General features: G+C 60.8%; 15 protein-coding genes. 7 read left to right on the top strand and 8 right to left on the bottom strand.

What is annotated here, in order from left to right; translation table 11 throughout:
* Positions 1–35 precede the first annotated feature (35 nt).
* The 4 genes from ACA055_RS14090 to ACA055_RS14075 all read left to right on the top strand — a co-directional run bounded on the left by ACA055_RS14090 (position 36) and on the right by ACA055_RS14075 (position 4,496).
* Entirely contained in the window at positions 36–1,214 is a 1,179-nt protein-coding gene (locus ACA055_RS14090) for an MFS transporter (protein ID WP_497684195.1), read from the top strand.
* 159 nt (positions 1,215–1,373) lie between these two features.
* Positions 1,374–2,081 (top strand): HPP family protein, encoded by a 708-nt coding sequence (locus ACA055_RS14085; protein WP_497684194.1) that lies wholly within the window; start codon positions 1,374–1,376, stop codon positions 2,079–2,081.
* A 153-nt stretch (positions 2,082–2,234) separates the two neighbouring features.
* Positions 2,235–3,341 (top strand): enoyl-CoA hydratase/isomerase family protein, encoded by a 1,107-nt coding sequence (locus tag ACA055_RS14080; protein ID WP_497684193.1) that lies wholly within the window; start codon positions 2,235–2,237, stop codon positions 3,339–3,341.
* Between the two features lie 3 nt (positions 3,342–3,344).
* Positions 3,345–4,496 (top strand): acyl-CoA dehydrogenase family protein, encoded by a 1,152-nt coding sequence (locus tag ACA055_RS14075; protein WP_497684192.1) that lies wholly within the window; start codon positions 3,345–3,347, stop codon positions 4,494–4,496.
* A 109-nt stretch (positions 4,497–4,605) separates the two neighbouring features.
* On the opposite strand, the gene ACA055_RS14070 is transcribed toward ACA055_RS14075, so the two are convergent.
* The 6 genes from ACA055_RS14070 to ACA055_RS14045 form a co-directional block, all read right to left on the bottom strand.
* On the bottom strand, positions 4,606–5,379 hold the full coding sequence (locus ACA055_RS14070) for an enoyl-CoA hydratase (protein ID WP_497684191.1): 774 nt from the start codon (positions 5,377–5,379) through the stop codon (positions 4,606–4,608).
* 14 nt (positions 5,380–5,393) lie between these two features.
* Entirely contained in the window at positions 5,394–6,521 is a 1,128-nt protein-coding gene (locus ACA055_RS14065; protein WP_497684190.1) for an acyl-CoA dehydrogenase, read from the bottom strand.
* Positions 6,522–6,672: 151 nt separating this feature from the next.
* Entirely contained in the window at positions 6,673–7,866 is a 1,194-nt protein-coding gene (locus ACA055_RS14060) for an acetyl-CoA C-acyltransferase (RefSeq protein WP_497684189.1), read from the bottom strand.
* Positions 7,867–7,878: 12 nt separating this feature from the next.
* Complete coding sequence (locus ACA055_RS14055) at positions 7,879–8,640, bottom strand: SDR family NAD(P)-dependent oxidoreductase (protein ID WP_033054749.1); 762 nt, start codon at positions 8,638–8,640, stop codon at positions 7,879–7,881.
* Positions 8,641–8,656: 16 nt separating this feature from the next.
* On the bottom strand, positions 8,657–10,321 hold the full coding sequence (locus ACA055_RS14050; protein ID WP_497684188.1) for an AMP-binding protein: 1,665 nt from the start codon (positions 10,319–10,321) through the stop codon (positions 8,657–8,659).
* Between the two features lie 258 nt (positions 10,322–10,579).
* Positions 10,580–11,596, bottom strand: coding sequence for an AraC family transcriptional regulator (locus ACA055_RS14045; protein ID WP_497684409.1), 1,017 nt, complete (start codon positions 11,594–11,596; stop codon positions 10,580–10,582).
* 176 nt (positions 11,597–11,772) lie between these two features.
* On the opposite strand from ACA055_RS14045, the gene ACA055_RS14040 reads away from it, so the two are divergent.
* Positions 11,773–12,957 carry an MFS transporter gene (locus tag ACA055_RS14040; protein WP_497684187.1) on the top strand — a complete coding sequence of 395 codons (1,185 nt, stop codon included), beginning with the start codon at positions 11,773–11,775 and terminating at the stop codon, positions 12,955–12,957.
* 3 nt (positions 12,958–12,960) lie between these two features.
* Here the strand turns inward: ACA055_RS14040 and pssA are convergent, their stop codons facing one another.
* On the bottom strand, positions 12,961–14,304 hold the full coding sequence (gene pssA, locus ACA055_RS14035) for a CDP-diacylglycerol--serine O-phosphatidyltransferase (protein WP_497684186.1): 1,344 nt from the start codon (positions 14,302–14,304) through the stop codon (positions 12,961–12,963).
* A gap of 216 nt (positions 14,305–14,520) precedes the next feature.
* On the opposite strand from pssA, the gene ACA055_RS14030 reads away from it, so the two are divergent.
* Together ACA055_RS14030 and ACA055_RS14025 are read left to right on the top strand one after the other, a co-directional pair.
* Complete coding sequence (locus tag ACA055_RS14030; protein WP_497684185.1) at positions 14,521–15,084, top strand: TetR/AcrR family transcriptional regulator; 564 nt, start codon at positions 14,521–14,523, stop codon at positions 15,082–15,084.
* 56 nt (positions 15,085–15,140) lie between these two features.
* Positions 15,141–15,617 carry a nuclear transport factor 2 family protein gene (locus ACA055_RS14025; RefSeq protein WP_497684184.1) on the top strand — a complete coding sequence of 159 codons (477 nt, stop codon included), beginning with the start codon at positions 15,141–15,143 and terminating at the stop codon, positions 15,615–15,617.
* A gap of 123 nt (positions 15,618–15,740) precedes the next feature.
* On the opposite strand, the gene sfnG is transcribed toward ACA055_RS14025, so the two are convergent.
* On the bottom strand, positions 15,741–16,835 hold the full coding sequence (gene sfnG, locus ACA055_RS14020) for a dimethylsulfone monooxygenase SfnG (RefSeq protein WP_497684183.1): 1,095 nt from the start codon (positions 16,833–16,835) through the stop codon (positions 15,741–15,743).
* Positions 16,836–17,169 lie beyond the last annotated feature (334 nt).

Genomic DNA, 17,169 nt, shown 5'->3' with positions numbered 1-17,169 from the left:
CACTACAGAATCTGAATAAGGACATTTGCATTACCGTGGCCACTTACTCGCTCGTTATCCGCCGGTTGATGATCTGCTCGCTGACCATCGTCGTCAGCCGCGCCATCACCAGCCCGTTGCTCACGTTGTTCCTGAGCAACAAACTCGGCCTCAACCAACAGGACGTTGGCTTGCTGCTGGGCATCGCGGTGTTCATCGCCACCCTGCTCGCACTCTATGGCGGCTACATCATTGACCGTCTCGAGAAGCGCCGGCTGCTGATCCTCGCCATGCTCTCCAGCGCCATCGGCTTTGTGCTGCTGACCTTCGCCGAAAACCTCTACCTGACCACCCTCACCCTGGTAATTACCGAGACCGCCTCGGCGCTGTTCCTGATCGGCTCGAAAGCGATCCTCAGCGAAAACCTGCCCGTGGGCCAACGGGCCAAGGCCTTTTCCCTGCGCTACACCCTGACCAACATCGGCTACGCCACCGGCCCGATGCTGGGTGTGGTGATTGCTGGCGTGTATCCGATTGCGCCGTTCCTGATCGCTGGTGGCATCGCGTTTTTCAGTATCTTCTTGATGAGCGGGATCCCGAAAGACGCCGCCCCGGTGCCCGCCATCGGCCAACCGCAAAGCTTTCTCAAGACCCTGATCACCCTGAAAAACGACCGCACCCTGATCATGTTCACCTGCGGTTGCTTGCTCAGCACCGTGGTTCACGGCCGGTTTACCCTGTATCTGTCGCAATACCTGCTGGTGACCGAGGACTCCAAGCGAGCCCTGGAAACCATGGCCGCCCTGCTCGCCTGCAACGCCATCAGCGTGATCCTGCTGCAATACCAGATCGGCCGTTTCCTCAAACGCGAACAACTGCGCTACTGGATCGCTGGCGGCACCAGTCTGTTCATTGTCGGGCTGATCGGATTCAGCCTGGCCGACAGCCTGGTGTCCTGGTGCGTGGCCATGTTCATCTTCACCCTGGGTGAAATGATCATTTACCCCGCCGAGTTTCTCTTCGTTGACACCCTGGCTCCGGAAGAACTACGCGGCAGTTACTACGGCGCGCAGAACCTCGCGGCCCTCGGCGGTGCCCTGAGCCCGGTGATTTGCGGCTTCCTGTTGATGCACACACCCGCACCCACCATGTTCTATGCCCTGAGCGGGCTGACCGCCCTGGGTGGTTTCCTGTGTTTCATGAGCGGACGCCGAGTGGCCATACAGCAAAATTAATGCACTAAAGGTGCATTAATATGAATTTGTCAGTATCGGGAATGAACGGCACACTGTGCCCCGTTCCTCCCCCAATAGTTGGAACAACTTCAAGGGCTTTCTGGGTTTCCCAGCTAAGCCTTTTTTTTGCCTCAATTTTTTCAACGGATCGTTCGCCTCATGCTCGCTCGCTGGTTACCTGCCGCCATCAACACCCGCCCCTCGGAATGGAGCCGCGCCGCCATCGGCATGTCCCTGGGCACGATGTTCAGCGTCTGGCTGTGCAGTCAGGTGTTCGGCATTGAAGTGGCGCAGCACCTGATCGGCCCGCTGGGTGCCTCGGCGGTGCTGCTGTTCGCCGTGTCCTCCGGCGCACTCGCCCAGCCGTGGTCGATTCTGGGCGGCTACTTGAGCGCCGGCGTGATCTCGCTGTTGGTGGCTCACGTCCTCGGCCGGACGCTGGGCAGCGCTTGCCTGGCGGCCGGCATGGCGCTGATTCTGATGTGCTGGCTGCGTTGCCTGCACCCGCCAGCGGGGGCGTTGGCGTTGCTTTTGGTCTTGGCGGACCCGGCGACCATTGCCCTGGACTGGAAAGCTCTCGGCCCGGTGATGCTCAGCGCATTCACCATGCTGCTCAGCGCCCTGGCCTACAACAATCTGACGCGCATTCGTTACCCCAAACGCGCCAGCGAGCCGGTTGCCGTGGTGCCCGCCGACCACCCGCCCATAGACAGCCAGGCGATCACCGCCCAGGACCTGAAACTGGCCCTCGCGGATCTGGAGGCCTTCTTCGACGTCACCACCGAAGACCTCGAACAGCTGATCCACGCCAGCGAACTGCACGCCAAACGGCGCAGTATTGGTGAGGTGCTGGGCCGCAAAGTCTGACGTCCCTCTCCACAAGTAACGCAATCATCATGCAAATGTGCAGTCTGGACCTGCACATATCCCGGTTGTACATGGCAAATTTGCACTGGTACGATCCAGCATCGCTCGCGCGCGAGCTTCTCTATAAAGAACAATAAAAGCAGGGAGTTAGTGATGACTGCTCAGGTTTCTTCTCCGCGGACCCAGTCCATGGATGCCACGCAAAACGAAGTGCTGGCCGAGGTTCGCAACCACATCGGTCACCTGACCCTCAATCGCCCCGCCGGCCTCAACGCCATTACCCTGGACATGGTCCGCCAGTTGCAGCGTCAGCTCGATGCCTGGGCTGAAGATTCGCAGGTGCACGCGGTGGTGTTACGCGGTGCTGGTGAGAAAGCCTTTTGTGCCGGCGGCGACATTCGCTCGCTGTATGACAGCTTCAAAAACGGCGACACGCTGCACGAAGATTTCTTCGTCGAGGAATACGCCCTCGACCTCGCGATTCACCACTACCGCAAACCGCTCCTGGCGCTGATGGACGGTTTTGTCCTGGGCGGTGGCATGGGCCTGGTGCAAGGCGCGGACTTGCGGGTGGTCACCGAGAAAAGCCGTCTGGCAATGCCGGAAGTGGCCATCGGTTATTTCCCGGATGTCGGTGGCAGCCACTTCCTGCCGCGCGTACCCGGTGAACTGGGGATCTACCTCGGCGTCAGCGGCGTGCAGATCCGCGCCGCCGATGCGCTCTATTGCGGTCTGGCCGACTGGTACCTGGAAAGCGAAAAACTGGGCGTCCTCGACGAGCAACTCGATCAGCTGCAATGGCACGAGACACCGCTCAAGGACCTGCAAGGCCTGCTGGCGAAGCTCGCCGTGCAACAACTGCCCGATGCGCCCTTAAAAGCGCTGCGTCCGGCCATCGATCACTTCTTCGCCCTGCCCGACGTGGCGAGTATTGTTGAGCAACTGCGTGAAGTCACCGTCGCCGACAGCCATGAGTGGGCCACGACCACCGCCGACCTGCTGGAAACCCGCTCCCCGCTGGCCATGGGGGTGACCCTGGAAATGCTGCGACGCGGTCGCCACTTGAGTCTGGAAGACTGCTTCGCCCTTGAGCTGCACCTGGACCGTCAGTGGTTCGAGCGCGGCGACCTGATCGAAGGCGTGCGCGCCTTGCTGATCGACAAAGACAAGAGCCCGCGCTGGAACCCGCCGACCTTGCAGGCGCTGGACGCCGAGCACGTCGCGAGTTTCTTCACCGGGTTTGACCAGAGCGGGAACTGAGCCATGCACGATATCGAATTGAGCGAAGAGCAAGTCATGATCCGCGACATGGCCCGGGACTTCGCCCGCGGTGAAATCGCACCCCACGCCCAGGCTTGGGAAAAAGCTGGCTGGATCGACGACGGTCTGGTGGCGAAGATGGGCGAACTGGGCCTGCTGGGCATGGTAGTGCCCGAGGAATGGGGCGGCACCTATGTCGATTACGTCGCCTACGCCCTGGCGGTGGAAGAGATTTCCGCCGGTGACGGCGCCACGGGCGCGCTGATGAGCATCCACAACTCCGTGGGATGCGGGCCGGTGCTCAACTACGGCACCGAAGAACAGAAACAGACCTGGTTGCCAGATTTGGCCAGCGGTCAGGCCATTGGCTGCTTCTGCCTGACCGAACCCCAGGCCGGTTCCGAAGCCCACAACCTGCGTACCCGTGCCGAACTGCGTGACGGCCAGTGGGTCATCAACGGCGCCAAACAATTCGTCAGCAACGGCAAACGGGCGAAATTGGCGATCGTGTTTGCGGTGACCGATCCGGATCTGGGCAAAAAAGGCATCTCGGCCTTCCTGGTGCCGACGGACACGGCAGGTTTCATCGTCGACCGCACCGAACACAAGATGGGCATCCGCGCATCCGACACCTGCGCGGTGACCTTGAGCAACTGCACCGTTCCCGAAGCCAATCTGCTGGGTGATCGCGGCAAAGGCCTGGCGATTGCCTTGTCCAACCTCGAAGGCGGCCGCATCGGCATCGCGGCGCAAGCATTGGGTATTGCTCGTGCAGCGTTTGAAGCAGCGTTGGCCTACTCCCGGGATCGGGTGCAGTTCGACAAGCCGATCATCGAGCACCAGAGCATCGCCAATATGCTGGCAGACATGCACACCCGCCTGAACGCGGCACGACTGCTGATCCTGCATGCCGCACGGTTGCGCAGCGCGGGCAAGCCGTGTCTGTCGGAGGCCTCACAGGCCAAGCTGTTTGCCTCGGAGATGGCCGAGAAAGTGTGTTCGTCGGCGATGCAGATCCACGGTGGGTACGGGTATCTCGAGGATTACCCGGTGGAGCGGTATTACCGGGATGCGCGGATTACGCAGATTTACGAAGGGTCGAGCGAGATACAGCGGATGGTGATTGCCCGGGAACTCAAGCATTACCTGGTATGAAGCCTTAAAAGCTTCGCGAGCAAGCCCGCTCCCACAATGGATCTCATGAACACCGGAGATCAAATGTGGGAGCGGGCTTGCTCGCGAAAGCACCCGCAAGAACGCTACATCACTTGCCTTGGAACTGCGCCTCACGCTTGGCAACAAACGCCGCCATCCCTTCCTTCTGATCCTGCGTCGCAAACGCCGCATGGAACACCCGACGTTCAAACCGCACACCTTCCGACAGGCTCACTTCGAATGCGCGATTCACGCTTTCCTTGACCATCATCGCAATCGGCAACGACTTCTTGGCGATCAACGCCGCGACTTTCAACGCCTCTTCCAGCAGTTCATCCGCCGGAACAATCCGCGCCACAATCCCGCAACGTTCCGCTTCCACCGCGTCAATCAAACGCCCGCTCAGGCACATTTCCATGGCCTTGGCCTTGCCTACGGCACGAGTCAGGCGCTGGGTGCCGCCCATGCCTGGCAGTACGCCGAGGTTGATTTCCGGTTGACCGAACTTGGCGTTGTCACCGGCCAGGATGAAGTCGCACATCAACGCCAGTTCACAGCCACCGCCCAAGGCGAACCCGTTGACCGCCGCAATGATCGGCTTGCGACGGTTGGCCACGCGATCGCTGTCGCTGAACAGGTCGTCGAGGTAGATTTGCGGGTAGGTCAGCTCGGCCATTTCCTTGATGTCCGCACCGGCGGCGAAGGCTTTTTTCGAGCCGGTCAGCACGATGCAGCCGATATTGGAATCGGCTTCCAGGCCATCGAGGGCGTGGTTCAGTTCGCTGACGATCTGCGCGTTCAACGCGTTCAAGGCTTGCGGACGGTTGAGGGTAATCAGGCCGACGCGGCCATGGGTTTCCAGCAAAATCGTTTCGTAGCTCACAAGTACGTTCCTTCTCAAAGATTGCGCGAAATAACCATGCGCTGAATATCGCTGGTGCCTTCGTAGATCTGGCAGACACGCACGTCGCGGTAGATCCGCTCCAGCGGGAAATCGTTCAAGTATCCGTAACCGCCGAGGGTTTGCAACGCCGAGGAGCAAACCTTCTCGGCCATTTCCGAGGCGAACAGCTTGGCCATCGACGCTTCGACCAATGCCGGCTTGCCGCTGTCACGCAGGGCCGCAGCGTAATGCACCATCTGCCGGGCCACGGCGATCTGGGTCGCCATGTCCGCCAGACGGAACGCGACCGCCTGGTGTTCGATGATCGGCTTGCCGAAGCTTTCGCGCTCTCGGGCGTAATCACGGGCCGCTTCGAACGCGGCACGGGCCATGCCCACGGATTGCGAAGCGATGCCGACACGACCGCCTTCGAGGTTGGCCAAGGCAATTCGGTAGCCTTCGCCCTCCTCGCCCAACCGATTGGCCAGCGGGACTTTCACGTCCTCGAACAGAATCTGGCAGGTGTCGGACGCATGCTGGCCGAGTTTGTCTTCGACCCGCGCGACTTTGTAGCCCGGCGAATCGGTCGGCACGATGAACGCGCTGATGCCACGTTTGCCGGCGGCTGGATCAGTGACTGCGAACACAATCACCACCCCGGCGTTCTGCCCGGAGGTGATGAACTGCTTGCAGCCGTTGAGCACATAGTGATCGCCGTTCAGTTTGGCTCGGGTCTTCAGACCGCTGGCGTCGGAGCCGGCCTGGGGTTCAGTCAGCGCAAAGGCGCCGAGCATCGCGCCGCTGGCCAGCGGCTTGAGGAAGCGCTCTTTCTGATCGTCGGTGCCGTACTTGAGGATCGGCACGCAACCCACCGAGTTGTGCACGCTCATGATGGTCGAGCAGGAACCGTCGCCGGCGGCGATTTCTTCCAGGGCCATGGCATAAGCCAGGTAACCGGTGTCGCAACCGCCCCACTGCTCCGGCACCAACATGCCGAAGAAGCCCAGCTCGGCCATTTCGCCGATGGCTTCCTTGGGGAAGCGGTGCTCGCGGTCCCACTCGGCGGCGAACGGTTTCAGCCGTTCCTGGGCAAACTGCCGGGCCGCGTCGCTGATCTGAAGTTGTTCGTCATTGGGAATCATGCCAAATCCTTAAAATTAAGCCGTCGGTTAAAACGCAGGACCTGTGGGAGCGGGCTTGCTCGCGAAGACGGTGTGTCATTCAACATTTAGGTCGACTGACACGGCCCTTCGCGAGCAAGCCCGCTCCCACACAGGTCGCGCACCATTAGCCTTAGTACAGGCACTCCACGGCCATCGCCGTGGCTTCACCGCCGCCGATGCAGATGGCTGCAACGCCGCGTTTCAGGCCTTTCTGGCGCAGGGCCGAGAGCAGGGTCACCAGGATCCGCGCGCCGGACGCGCCAATCGGGTGGCCCAGGGCGCAAGCACCGCCGTGCACGTTGATCTTCTCGTGGGGGATTTCCAGTTTGGTCATGGTGACCAGGCTGACCACCGCAAAAGCCTCGTTGACTTCGACCAGATCAACTTCATCCAGGGACCAGCCGGTTTTCTTCATCAGTTTCTTGATCGCGCCAACCGGTGCCACCGGGAACAAGCCTGGGGTATCAGCAAACGCGGCGTGACCGTGAATCACGGCCAGCGGTTTCAGACCGCGCTTTTCCGCTTCCGAACGGCGCATCAATACCAGTGCCGCCGCGCCATCGGAGATCGAACTGGAGTTCGCCGCCGTGACGGTGCCGCCCTCGCGGAACGCCGGTTTCAGCGACGCGATCTTGTCCAACTTGGCTTTCGGCGGCTGTTCGTCGTGGCTGATCAGCACCTGCTCTTTGCCGACGGTTACGGTCAGCGGCACGATCTCGTCTTTGAAGCTGCCGTCCTTGATCGCTTGCTGCGCGCGGGTGGTCGAGGCGATGGCAAACGCGTCCTGGGCTTCGCGGGTGAAGCCGTTGGTTTCGGCGCAATCCTCGGCGAAGGTGCCCATCAAGCGGCCCTTGTCGTAAGCGTCTTCCAGACCGTCGAGGAACATCGAATCGAGTACCCGGCCGTGGCCCATGCGGTAACCGCTGCGAGCACGGTCCAGCAGGTACGGCGCGTTGGACATGCTTTCCATGCCGCCCGCGACCACCACGTCGGCGCTGCCGGCAACCAGCATGTCGTGAGCGAGAATCGCAGCTTCCATACCCGAGCCGCACATCTTGTTCAGGGTGGTGCAGCGGGTGGATTTATCCAGCCCGGCGCCAAGGGCAGCCTGACGTGCCGGGGCCTGACCCAGACCTGCGGGCAATACGCAGCCGAACAGCACTTCTTCAACTGCATCCGGCGCAATACCGGCGCGTTCAACCGCTGCGCGAATCGCGGCAGCGCCCAGTTGCGGCGCGGTCAGGCTTTTCAGTTCGCCCTGGAAACCGCCCATCGGGGTGCGGACGGCACTGACGATAACGATTGGATCGTTGGCAATAGTCATGACAAATCCTCCTTACTTGGCGGCCATGCGCAAGGCACCGTCGAGACGGATCACCTCGCCGTTGAGCATGCTGTTTTCAATGATATGCCTGACCAGCCCGGCATACTCGCCTGGTTTGCCCAGACGCGGCGGGAATGGCACGCCGGCGGCCAGGGACGCGCGGACTTCCGGGGTCATGCCGGCCATCATCGGGGTTTCGAAAATGCCGGGGGCGATGGTCATTACACGGATGCCGAAGCGCGCCAGTTCACGGGCGGCGGGCAGCGTCAGGCTGACGATCGCGCCTTTGGAGGCCGCGTAAGCCGCTTGGCCGATCTGGCCGTCATACGCTGCGGCGGAGGCGGTGTTGATGATCACCCCACGCTCGCCATCAGCATCGGCTTCGGTTTCGGCGATGGCCGCAGCCGCCAGACGCAGCATGTTGAAACTGCCGATCAGGTTGACGTTGATCACCTGACTGAAATTGGCCAACACGTGGGGGCCATTCTTGCCGAGGATCTTCTCGCCACGGACGATGCCGGCGCAGTTCACCAGACCGTTGAGGCCGCCAAAGGCTTTGACCGTCGCCTGCACCGCCGCTTCCGCCGCAGCTTCGTTGCTGATATCGGCCACTACGCTTTGCGCGCCGAGGCGTTCAGCCTGGGCCGCGACGGCTTCGGCATTCATGTCCACCAGCATCACCTTTGCGCCGGCAGCCACCAGCATTTCTGCAGTGGCGGCACCGAGGCCGGACGCACCGCCGGTGACGAGAAAAACCTTGTTTTCGATCTGCATCATTGATTCCTTGGATTCAAGCTGAAACGTTCTTCGCGGCGGCCTCTTGAGCCTTGGCGATTTCCTGGTTGCGCAAGATAAAGCGCTGCAATTTGCCGCTCGGGGTTTTCGGCAACTCGCTGACAAATTCAATTTCACGGGGATACGAGTGCGCGGCCAGGCGCTTGCGCACGTGTTGGCGCAACTCTTCGGCCAATTCAGGCTCGGCACGGTATTGCGGGCTGAGCACGACGAAGGCTTTCACCAGTTCGGTGCGTTCCGGATCGGGTTTGCCGACCACTGCCGCTTCGACCACCGCCGGGTGTTCGATCAATGCGCTTTCGACGTCAAACGGACCGACACGGTAGCCAGACGTGGTGATCACATCGTCACTGCGGCCGACGAAGCTGATGCTGCCGTCAGGGTTCCATTCGACGGTGTCGCCGCTCAGGTAATAGTTGCCGACGAAGGCCTTGGTCGGCGCACCTTCGTAGCCACCGAACCAGCACATCGGCGATTGGGTGCGGTCGATGGCCAGGATGCCGGGCTCGCCGACGCCCAGTTCCTTGTACTCGTCGTCGAGCACCACAATGCGGTGGCCCGGCGAGGCAAAACCGGCGGCGCCGACATGCACCGGGTGTTCCAGTGCATGGTGATTGCACAGCACCATGCCCAGTTCGGTCTGGCCGTAATGGTCGTGGATGACCACACCGAGGTTGTCGGCGAACCAACGGATCACTTCCGGGTTCAGCGGCTCGCCGGCGCTGCTGACGATGCGCAGCTTGCCTTTGATCGACCTGGCGAATTCGTCGCCGCCGGCAATCAGCAGGCGATAGGCCGTCGGTGACCCGGTGAGATTGGTGATCCCGTATTTGTTGATCACCCGGCAGGTGCTTTCGAGGGTGAACGGGCCATCGTAAAAGGTGATTGGGTGCCCCATGGCCATGGGACCGGTGACGCCGAAATAGATGCCATAGGCCCAGCCCGGATCGGCCACGTTCCAGAACGCGTCTTCGGGGCGCAAGTCCACGGCGTCACGGGTGTAGCTCTGGAACGCAACGATGGCCTTGAGCGGCACCGACAGCGCTTTCGACGGGCCGGTGGTGCCCGAGGTGAACATCAGCAGGAACGGGTCTTCGCCGGTCAGCAGCACCGGTTCGCACTCGGGGGAGTAATTGGCCAGTTCGGCCCAGAAACTGAAATCGCCACGGACGATGCCCTGCCCCTTGGGGCCGGCAACAGTGACGATGGTCGGGCAGTCGGCGACTTCAGCGAGTTTCGAGCGATTGACGGCGTCAGTCACCACCACTTTGGCGCCAGAGCTGCTGAGGCGGTGCTCGATGGCTTTGGGGCCGAAGGCGGTGAACAACGGCTGATAGACCGCACCGATGCGCCAAGTGGCGAACACAGTGATGAGCAATTCGATGTTGCGTGGCAGGAGGCCGGCGACCTTGTCGCCCTTTTTCACGCCCTGGGCCAGCAGGAAATTGGCGAAGCGCGCCGCCTTGTCCTGCAAGTCGCTGAAGGTGTACGCCGCGCTGGCGCCGTCGCGGCCTTCCCAGAACAACGCGATGCGACCCGGCAACGCGTGGCGGTCGCAACACTCCACGCAGGCGTTGAGGGCAGTCAAATCGCCGGCGAGTGCAGCGTCGACGGTGTGCTGATAGTTGAACTGTGACGTGGCAGACAAGTACTCGCGCATTGCTAGAATCCCTCGGTATTTTTATTAGGGTTGGGGAACCATAACTAACAGGGAAATACTCGCTCCGCGCGGGGTGCGGGACAATGGTCAAAGCTATCAAGTTGTGTGACTGGTTTGGCCAAGATCCGAAAGGTGTGGCGTCTGTGAATGCCTCTTCGCGAGCAAGCCCGCTCCCACATTGAAAGTGTGTTCACATCAATCCAATGTGGGAGCGGGCTTGCTCGCGAAGAGGCCGGACCAATCAACACAAAGTCCGGATCAGTCAGCCTCATTCAAAATCAAACTCCGGTAATGCCCCGGATTGGACCCCGACCACTTGCGAAACGCCTTGTAAAACGAACTGGTATCGGCAAACCCCAGCCGTGTGGCGATCTCGGCGAAGCTGATGGCCGGCTCGGCGAGCCAGATGATGGCCAGTTCCTTGCGCACGCTGTCCTTGAGTCCTTGGTAAGTCTGGCCTTCTTCGGCCAGACGCCGGCGCAGGGTCGAGGCGGACATGCACAACTGCTGTGCCAAGGCCTCGGTTTCCGGCCAGTGTTCGGCGGGCAGTTGCCGTAAATCATGCTTGATCCGGCTGGCCAGGCTCTGCGGGTCGCGGTACTTGACCAGAATATTGGCCGGCGCATGGGCCAGGAAACGCTTCAGTTCTTCAGGGCTGCGCTTGATCGGCAAGTCCAGGCAATCGGCGGAAAAAATCATCCGGGTACGCGGGCGGTCGAAACGCAGGTTTTCGGAAAACATCACCTGGTAGTCATCACAAAAATCCGGCGCCGGGCATCGCAACTCGATGGCCAGGATCGGAATTCGCCGCCCCGCCAGCCAGCAAGCGACGCCATGAACAATCATCCAGTAAGTGAAATACGTGAAGGCGCGACGCGGCTCCGTGTCGTCCTCCAGCAGAACGATTTCCGCCAGGCTTTGCTGGCGAACCAATTGGGCCGGCAGGTGTTCGAGCATCAACGACAGAAAGCTCAGGCCCGAGGTCAGGCCGCCAGCCAGGCTCGGCTGGACCATGGAACAGCGACAGAGAAACGCCAGGCTGCCGGATTTAAGCTTGCGCGGGTCCATGCCAAAAAATTCATCGTCATGACGCCGGGCCAGTAAACGCCACAAGCGAGCATAAGCCGTGGCCGGGACGCGGGCATGGGTGGTATTCAACAGCGCGGGGTCGATACCGACCTTGTTCAACACTTCGTTTGTGGCAGCCCCCGGGGCGCAGCTTTGCAACAGCGCTTCACGCACCAGTTGAATGGCGATGGTGTCTTTTTCCGACATTGAGTGTTGCAAGCCCTGTTCTTGTTTGAGTGGTGGGCATATTAGCGCAGCCCGCCTGAGCAAAGGAGTTCCTTGTGGGAGCGGGCTTGCTCGCGAAGGCATTCTCAGCAGCCACACCTCCACCATGCCATGTTGAGCTAACATCCCTCACCCCCACTCAAACTGATGGACCCGCAATGCTCAAGGAAGACACCGCAACCAGCCCTTTCGACCTGCGCCCCCTGATGATCGCCAACATGGCCTGCACCATGGCGATGATGGCGTTCGTCTCGTTGATCGGGCCGATCGCGCGGGTATTGGGCCTGGCCACTTGGCAGGCTGGCGCGGCGGTGACGGTGTCCGGGGTGATCTGGATGGTGCTGGCGCGCCCCTGGGGCCAGGCCAGTGACCGCTTCGGTCGACGGCGGATTCTGCTGCTCGGCACCGGCGGCTTCACCCTTGCCTATTGGGCCTTGTGCCTGTTCATCGACGCGTCATTGCGGCTACTGCCGTCGGCGCTGCTGGCGTTTGTCGGGCTGATGCTCGGGCGTGGTTTGATCGGGGTTTTCTACGCGGCGATTCCCGTGGGTTGTAATGCACTGATCGCCGACAATATTGAACCACAACACCGCGCCAAGGCCATGGCCGCACTGGGCGCCGCCAACGCTTGCGGGCTGGTGATCGGCCCGGCGATTGCAGCCTTGCTATCGCGGTACAGCCTGAGCCTGCCGTTCTACGCCATGGCCTTTTTACCGCTGATGGCGTTTCTGGTGCTGCGCTTCAAACTCAAGGGCCAGGAGCTGCACCTGCGCCAGGCCCCGCGCAAGGTTCACCTGAACGATCCGCGGCTGCGCCGGCCGATGGCGGTGGCGTTTGTGGCGATGCTCTGTGTGTCCATCGCGCAGATCACCGTCGGCTTCTTCGCCCTCGACCGACTCGGCATGAACCCGGCCGAGGCCGCGCAAACGGCCGGGATTGCCCTGACCATGGTCGGTTTCGCGTTGATCTGTTCACAACTGGTGGTGCGCCGGCTGGATTGGCCGCCGTTGCGGTTGATCCGCGCTGGCGCGCTGGTGGCGGCGACAGGATTTGCCGGCAGCATGCTTGCCGACACCGCATGGGGTTTGTGGCTGTGTTTCTTTGTCTCCGCGGGCGGGATGGGCCTGATTTTCCCGTCCTTCGCGGCGCTTGCCGCCAACGCAGTGGAGGCCTCGGAGCAAGGCGCCACTGCGGGTTCCATCGGTGCCGCTCAAGGGTTTGGCGTGGTCATCGGGCCGTTGGCCGCGACGTTGATCTACGGCATCGAACCCCGTCTGCCCTATCTGATGGCGGCTGCGCTGTTGTTGCTGGTCGCCCTGTGGCCGGCTCCGCGCCAGCGTTAAGCCTTAAAGAATGCGATAGAGCAAGCGCTCGATCCGCACGCGGCTGACGCGCTTGAGAAACTTGGCCACCGCCGCCGGGTAGTCCAACAGTGTGTCCAGGTCCTGATATCGCGCGATGCGGCTGGTGTGCTGGAAAATCTCCTCCAGCTCTTTGCGCCGCGGCTCGAGTAGCTCGCCTTTGGGATCATCGATCAGCAACGCGTTTTCCAGATCCAGACGGAACGCCCGCGGATTGAGGTTATTGCCGGTCAGCAAGGTGTAGCGCTGATCGATCCACATCCCCTTGAGGTGATAGGTGTTATCGCCTTCCTTCCACAGGTGCAGGTTCAACTTGCCGCTGTCGATGCTGCGATGATGCCGCTTGGCAAAGCGTCGCAGGCTGATTTCGTACAGGTATGGCAGCGCCGCGATGATCTTGAACGGCTCGCTCGGCGGGATGTAGAAGTCGTTGGCGGTCTTGTCGCCGACCACGATGTCGATCTTCACCCCCCGCGCCAAGGCCCGGTTGATTTCCCGGGTCACCGCCAGCGGCAGGTTGAAGTACGGCGTGCAGATCGTCAGTTGATACTGGGTCGTGGCGATCAACTCGCAAATCACCCGGCTCAATGGATTGTTCTTGCCCACCCCCAGCAATGGGCTGACCGTCAGACCGCCCTTGGCCGTGGTGCCCGTCGTGGTGTCGTAGGTCGCGTGCTTGAGGCGGCTGCGCAGATCGCCAATGTCATTGCGCAGGCTGCGGGTGGTCGGCAGGTTCGGTAAATCGAGACGGTGCACGGCTTTGGAGGCGATCAGGCCGTGCTGGATCAGGTGCTGCATCGAATCGGCCAGCGCACGGTTGTGCAGCAGGTGATAGCGGTCGTACCGGTACTTGTCGAATTTGTGCAGATAGACGTTGTTCAGGCTCGCACCGCTGTAGATCACGCAGTCGTCGATGACAAAGCCTTTCAAATGCAGGACGCCAAACAGCTCGCGGGTCTGCACGGGCACGCCGTACACCGGCACAACGCTTTCGTGGGTGCGAGTCATTTCCTGATACCAGGCCGAGTTGCCCGGCTGCTTGCCGGCACCGATCAAGCCGCGCTGGGCACGCAACCAGTCGACCACCACAACCACGTCCAGCTCGGGACGCGCCAGTTTGGCCGCGTGCAAGGCATCGAGAATGTCCTGGCCGGCTTCGTCCTGTTGCAGGTACAGCGCGACGATATAGATGCGTTGGGTGGCGCTGGCGATTTTTTCCAGCAGGCAACGGCGAAACTCGGCAGGGCCAGAAAGGATGGTGACGGCATCGGCGGTCAGCGGAAAACTGCGCAGTTTGGGCAGCAGAGGGCGTTTGAAAAGCGACGGCATAGGGCTCGCAATGGGTCGAATCCGAAGAGTTTGAGAGCTTACACCATGCATTGCCTTGGGTCTTCCCGGTGTCGGTGATGGCCTCTTCGCGAGCAAGCCCGCTCCCACAGGAGAACGCATTTCAAATGTGGGAGCGGGCTTGCTCGCGAAGGCGATTTTTCAGCCAACACAAATATTAACTTGACCAAGGAGAACGATCATTCTACTGTTTGCCTCATGAACGAAATCACTAGCAACGACACACGCGACATCATTCTGGATGTCACCGAAAAGTTGATCTACAAAAGTGGCATCGCAGCCACCGGCATGGATCTTCTGGTGAAAACCGCCGGCGTCTCCAGAAAGAGCATTTACCGCTACTTCGCCAACAAGGAGGAGCTCACCGTCGCGGCCCTGCAACGCCGCGACCTGCGCTGGATGCACTGGTACAGAAGCGAAGTCGACCAGGCCGAAACCCCGGCGGATCGACTGCTCAACCTGTTTACGGTGCTCAAGTCCTGGTTTGCCTCCGAAGGCTTCCGCGGCTGCGCATTCATTAACACCAGCGGTGAGACGGGCGACCCGCAAGACCCGGTCCGCCTGGTCGCCAAAGAACACAAACAGAAGCTGCTCGCCTACGTGCGCGAGCTCTGTACCGAACATGGTGCCCAAGACCCGGAGACGCTGGCCAAACAGCTGCTGATCCTGATCGACGGTGCCATTACCGTGGCGCTTGTCATGGGTGATCACAGTGCCGCCGATAATGCGCAATGCATGGCGCGAAAGTTATTGGACCTGTAACACTTTAAATAAGCCCGACAACTTGCTTGAACTTTAATTTGAGAGGGAGACTGTAAATGTCTAACGCCGAAGTTCGTCCGCCATTGCCGCCATTCACCCGTGAATCGGCCATCGAAAAAGTTCGCCTGGCCGAAGACGGCTGGAACTCACGCGACCCGGAACGTGTGTCCCTGGCCTACACCCTGGACACCAAATGGCGTAACCGTGCCGAGTTCGCCAACAACCGCGAAGAAGCCAAAGGCTTCCTGACCCGCAAATGGGCCAAGGAACTGGATTATCGGTTGATCAAAGAACTCTGGGTCCATTCCGACACCCGCATCGCCGTGCGTTATGCCTACGAATGGCACGACGATTCGGGCAACTGGTTCCGCTCCTACGGCAACGAAAACTGGGAGTTCGACGAGAACGGCCTGATGTTCAACCGGTATGCCTGCATCAACGACATGCCGATCAAGGAAAGCGACCGCAAGTTCCACTGGCCGCTGGGTCGCCGGCCGGATGATCATCCGGGGTTGTCTGATCTCGGTCTGTAAATTCACATAAATCAAAAATGTGGGACCGGGCTTGCTCGCGAAGGCGGTGTGCCAGTCAACATTGATGTTGAATTTCAAGGCCCCTTCGCGAGCAAACCCGCTCCCACAATGGAGTTGTGTGGTTCAGGCCACCGCAGCGGCTTGCTTCAACTGCGCCCTGGCCTCCAACTCCCGCACCAACGGCAACACTCGCGTGCCGAAATACTCCACCTCTTCCTGAAAGTGCAGAAACCCCGCCAGCACCAGATCCACGCCCACCGCCTTCAGCGCCATGATCCTTTCAGCAATCTGCTGCGGCGTGCCGATCAGGTTGGTCTTGAAGCCATCGTTGTATTGCACCAGATCCTCGAATGTTGACTTCGCCCAATTGCCCTCACCTTCTGGCGATGCCCTGCCCGCCTGTTTCGCTGCATCGCCAAACGCATTCACGGCTTCCGGATCGGCCTGATCGATGATTTGTGCCAAGACAGCTCGCGCTTCTTCTTCGGTGTCGCGGGCAATGACAAACGCATTCACCCCGACCTTCACCGAATGATTGTTCAGCGCAGCCTTGGCGCGAATGTCATCGACTTGCGCCTTGATGCCTTCCGGGGTGTTGCCGTTGGTGAAGTACCAGTCCGACACCCGCGCCGCCATGTCTCGGGCTGCGCGGGAACTGCCGCCCTGGAAGATTTCCGGCTGGCCCAGTGGTTTGGGTTTGAGGCTGTAGTTGTCGAAGCGATAGAAGTCACCGCGAAAGGTGAAGTTGTCCTGGGACCAGATGCCCTTGAGCGAGCGGATGAACTCTTCGGAGCGGCGATAACGCTCATCGTGCTCCAGCCAGTGCTCGCCGATGGCCAGGAATTCGCCCTTGAACCAGCCGCTGACGATGTTGACCGCCACCCTGCCGTTAGTCAGCTGGTCGATGGTCGCCAATTGCTTGGCCGCCAGCGCTGGTTGCCACGGGCCCGGCAGGATCGCGGCGATCACTTTCAGTGTGGTTGTCGCGGCAAGCAGCGCATGGCTGAAGGCGACCGACTCGTGCTGGTACTCGGCGCCGTAACCGGCGGTGAAACGGATCTGCGTCAGGGCGTATTCGAACCCCGCCGCTTCGGCCAGTTGCGCCAGCTTGCGGTTGTAGTCGATGCCCCAGTGGGTGCGTTGCTCGATCTTGCTGACCACCAGCCCGCCGCTGACGTTCGGCACCCAGTAGGCAAATTTGACGGCTTGCTGACTCATTGGCGTGTCCTCGGGACTTTAGGGAAGTCCTTGGGTAAGAGCAGCAACCGTGCCAGCGCTGAATCGTGGCTTGTGACACAACGGTCTTGAGCCGAGCGAAGTACCTGTGGGAGCGGGCTTGCTCTCGAAAGCGGTTAAACCTTCAACATCTTTGTTGGCCGACACACCGCCTTCGCGAGCAAGCCCGCTCCCACATTAATCCGGGTGTATCTGATGCAATTTGCTGCTGCGCTGTTGGCACAGCAACAGTTCAAGCCACGCCGACATCCACATCCTCCAATAAACCATGGCCGGCCCGCGTCGGCATGGACCGTGCAATCGCTCCTGACAGACG

This window comes from Pseudomonas sp. LBUM1657, assembly GCF_059716075.1.
The sequence above is the reverse complement of the archived record's forward strand: the minus strand, read 5'-3'. Positions and strand labels throughout refer to the sequence as shown.

Excerpts from the sequence above, each read along its gene's own strand:
- ACA055_RS14085 (WP_497684194.1), top strand. The coding sequence starts at position 1,374 with ATGCTCGCTCGCTGGTTACCTGCCGCCATCAACACCCGCCCCTCGGAA.
- ACA055_RS14080 (WP_497684193.1), top strand. The coding sequence starts at position 2,235 with ATGACTGCTCAGGTTTCTTCTCCGCGGACCCAGTCCATGGATGCCACG.
- ACA055_RS14075 (WP_497684192.1), top strand. The coding sequence starts at position 3,345 with ATGCACGATATCGAATTGAGCGAAGAGCAAGTCATGATCCGCGACATG.
- ACA055_RS14065 (WP_497684190.1), bottom strand. The coding sequence starts at position 6,521 with ATGATTCCCAATGACGAACAACTTCAGATCAGCGACGCGGCCCGGCAG.
- ACA055_RS14060 (WP_497684189.1), bottom strand. The coding sequence starts at position 7,866 with ATGACTATTGCCAACGATCCAATCGTTATCGTCAGTGCCGTCCGCACC.
- ACA055_RS14055 (WP_033054749.1), bottom strand. The coding sequence starts at position 8,640 with ATGCAGATCGAAAACAAGGTTTTTCTCGTCACCGGCGGTGCGTCCGGC.
- ACA055_RS14050 (WP_497684188.1), bottom strand. The coding sequence starts at position 10,321 with ATGCGCGAGTACTTGTCTGCCACGTCACAGTTCAACTATCAGCACACC.
- ACA055_RS14045 (WP_497684409.1), bottom strand. The coding sequence starts at position 11,596 with ATGTCGGAAAAAGACACCATCGCCATTCAACTGGTGCGTGAAGCGCTG.
- ACA055_RS14040 (WP_497684187.1), top strand. The coding sequence starts at position 11,773 with ATGCTCAAGGAAGACACCGCAACCAGCCCTTTCGACCTGCGCCCCCTG.
- pssA (WP_497684186.1), bottom strand. The coding sequence starts at position 14,304 with ATGCCGTCGCTTTTCAAACGCCCTCTGCTGCCCAAACTGCGCAGTTTT.
- ACA055_RS14030 (WP_497684185.1), top strand. The coding sequence starts at position 14,521 with ATGAACGAAATCACTAGCAACGACACACGCGACATCATTCTGGATGTC.
- ACA055_RS14025 (WP_497684184.1), top strand. The coding sequence starts at position 15,141 with ATGTCTAACGCCGAAGTTCGTCCGCCATTGCCGCCATTCACCCGTGAA.
- sfnG (WP_497684183.1), bottom strand. The coding sequence starts at position 16,835 with ATGAGTCAGCAAGCCGTCAAATTTGCCTACTGGGTGCCGAACGTCAGC.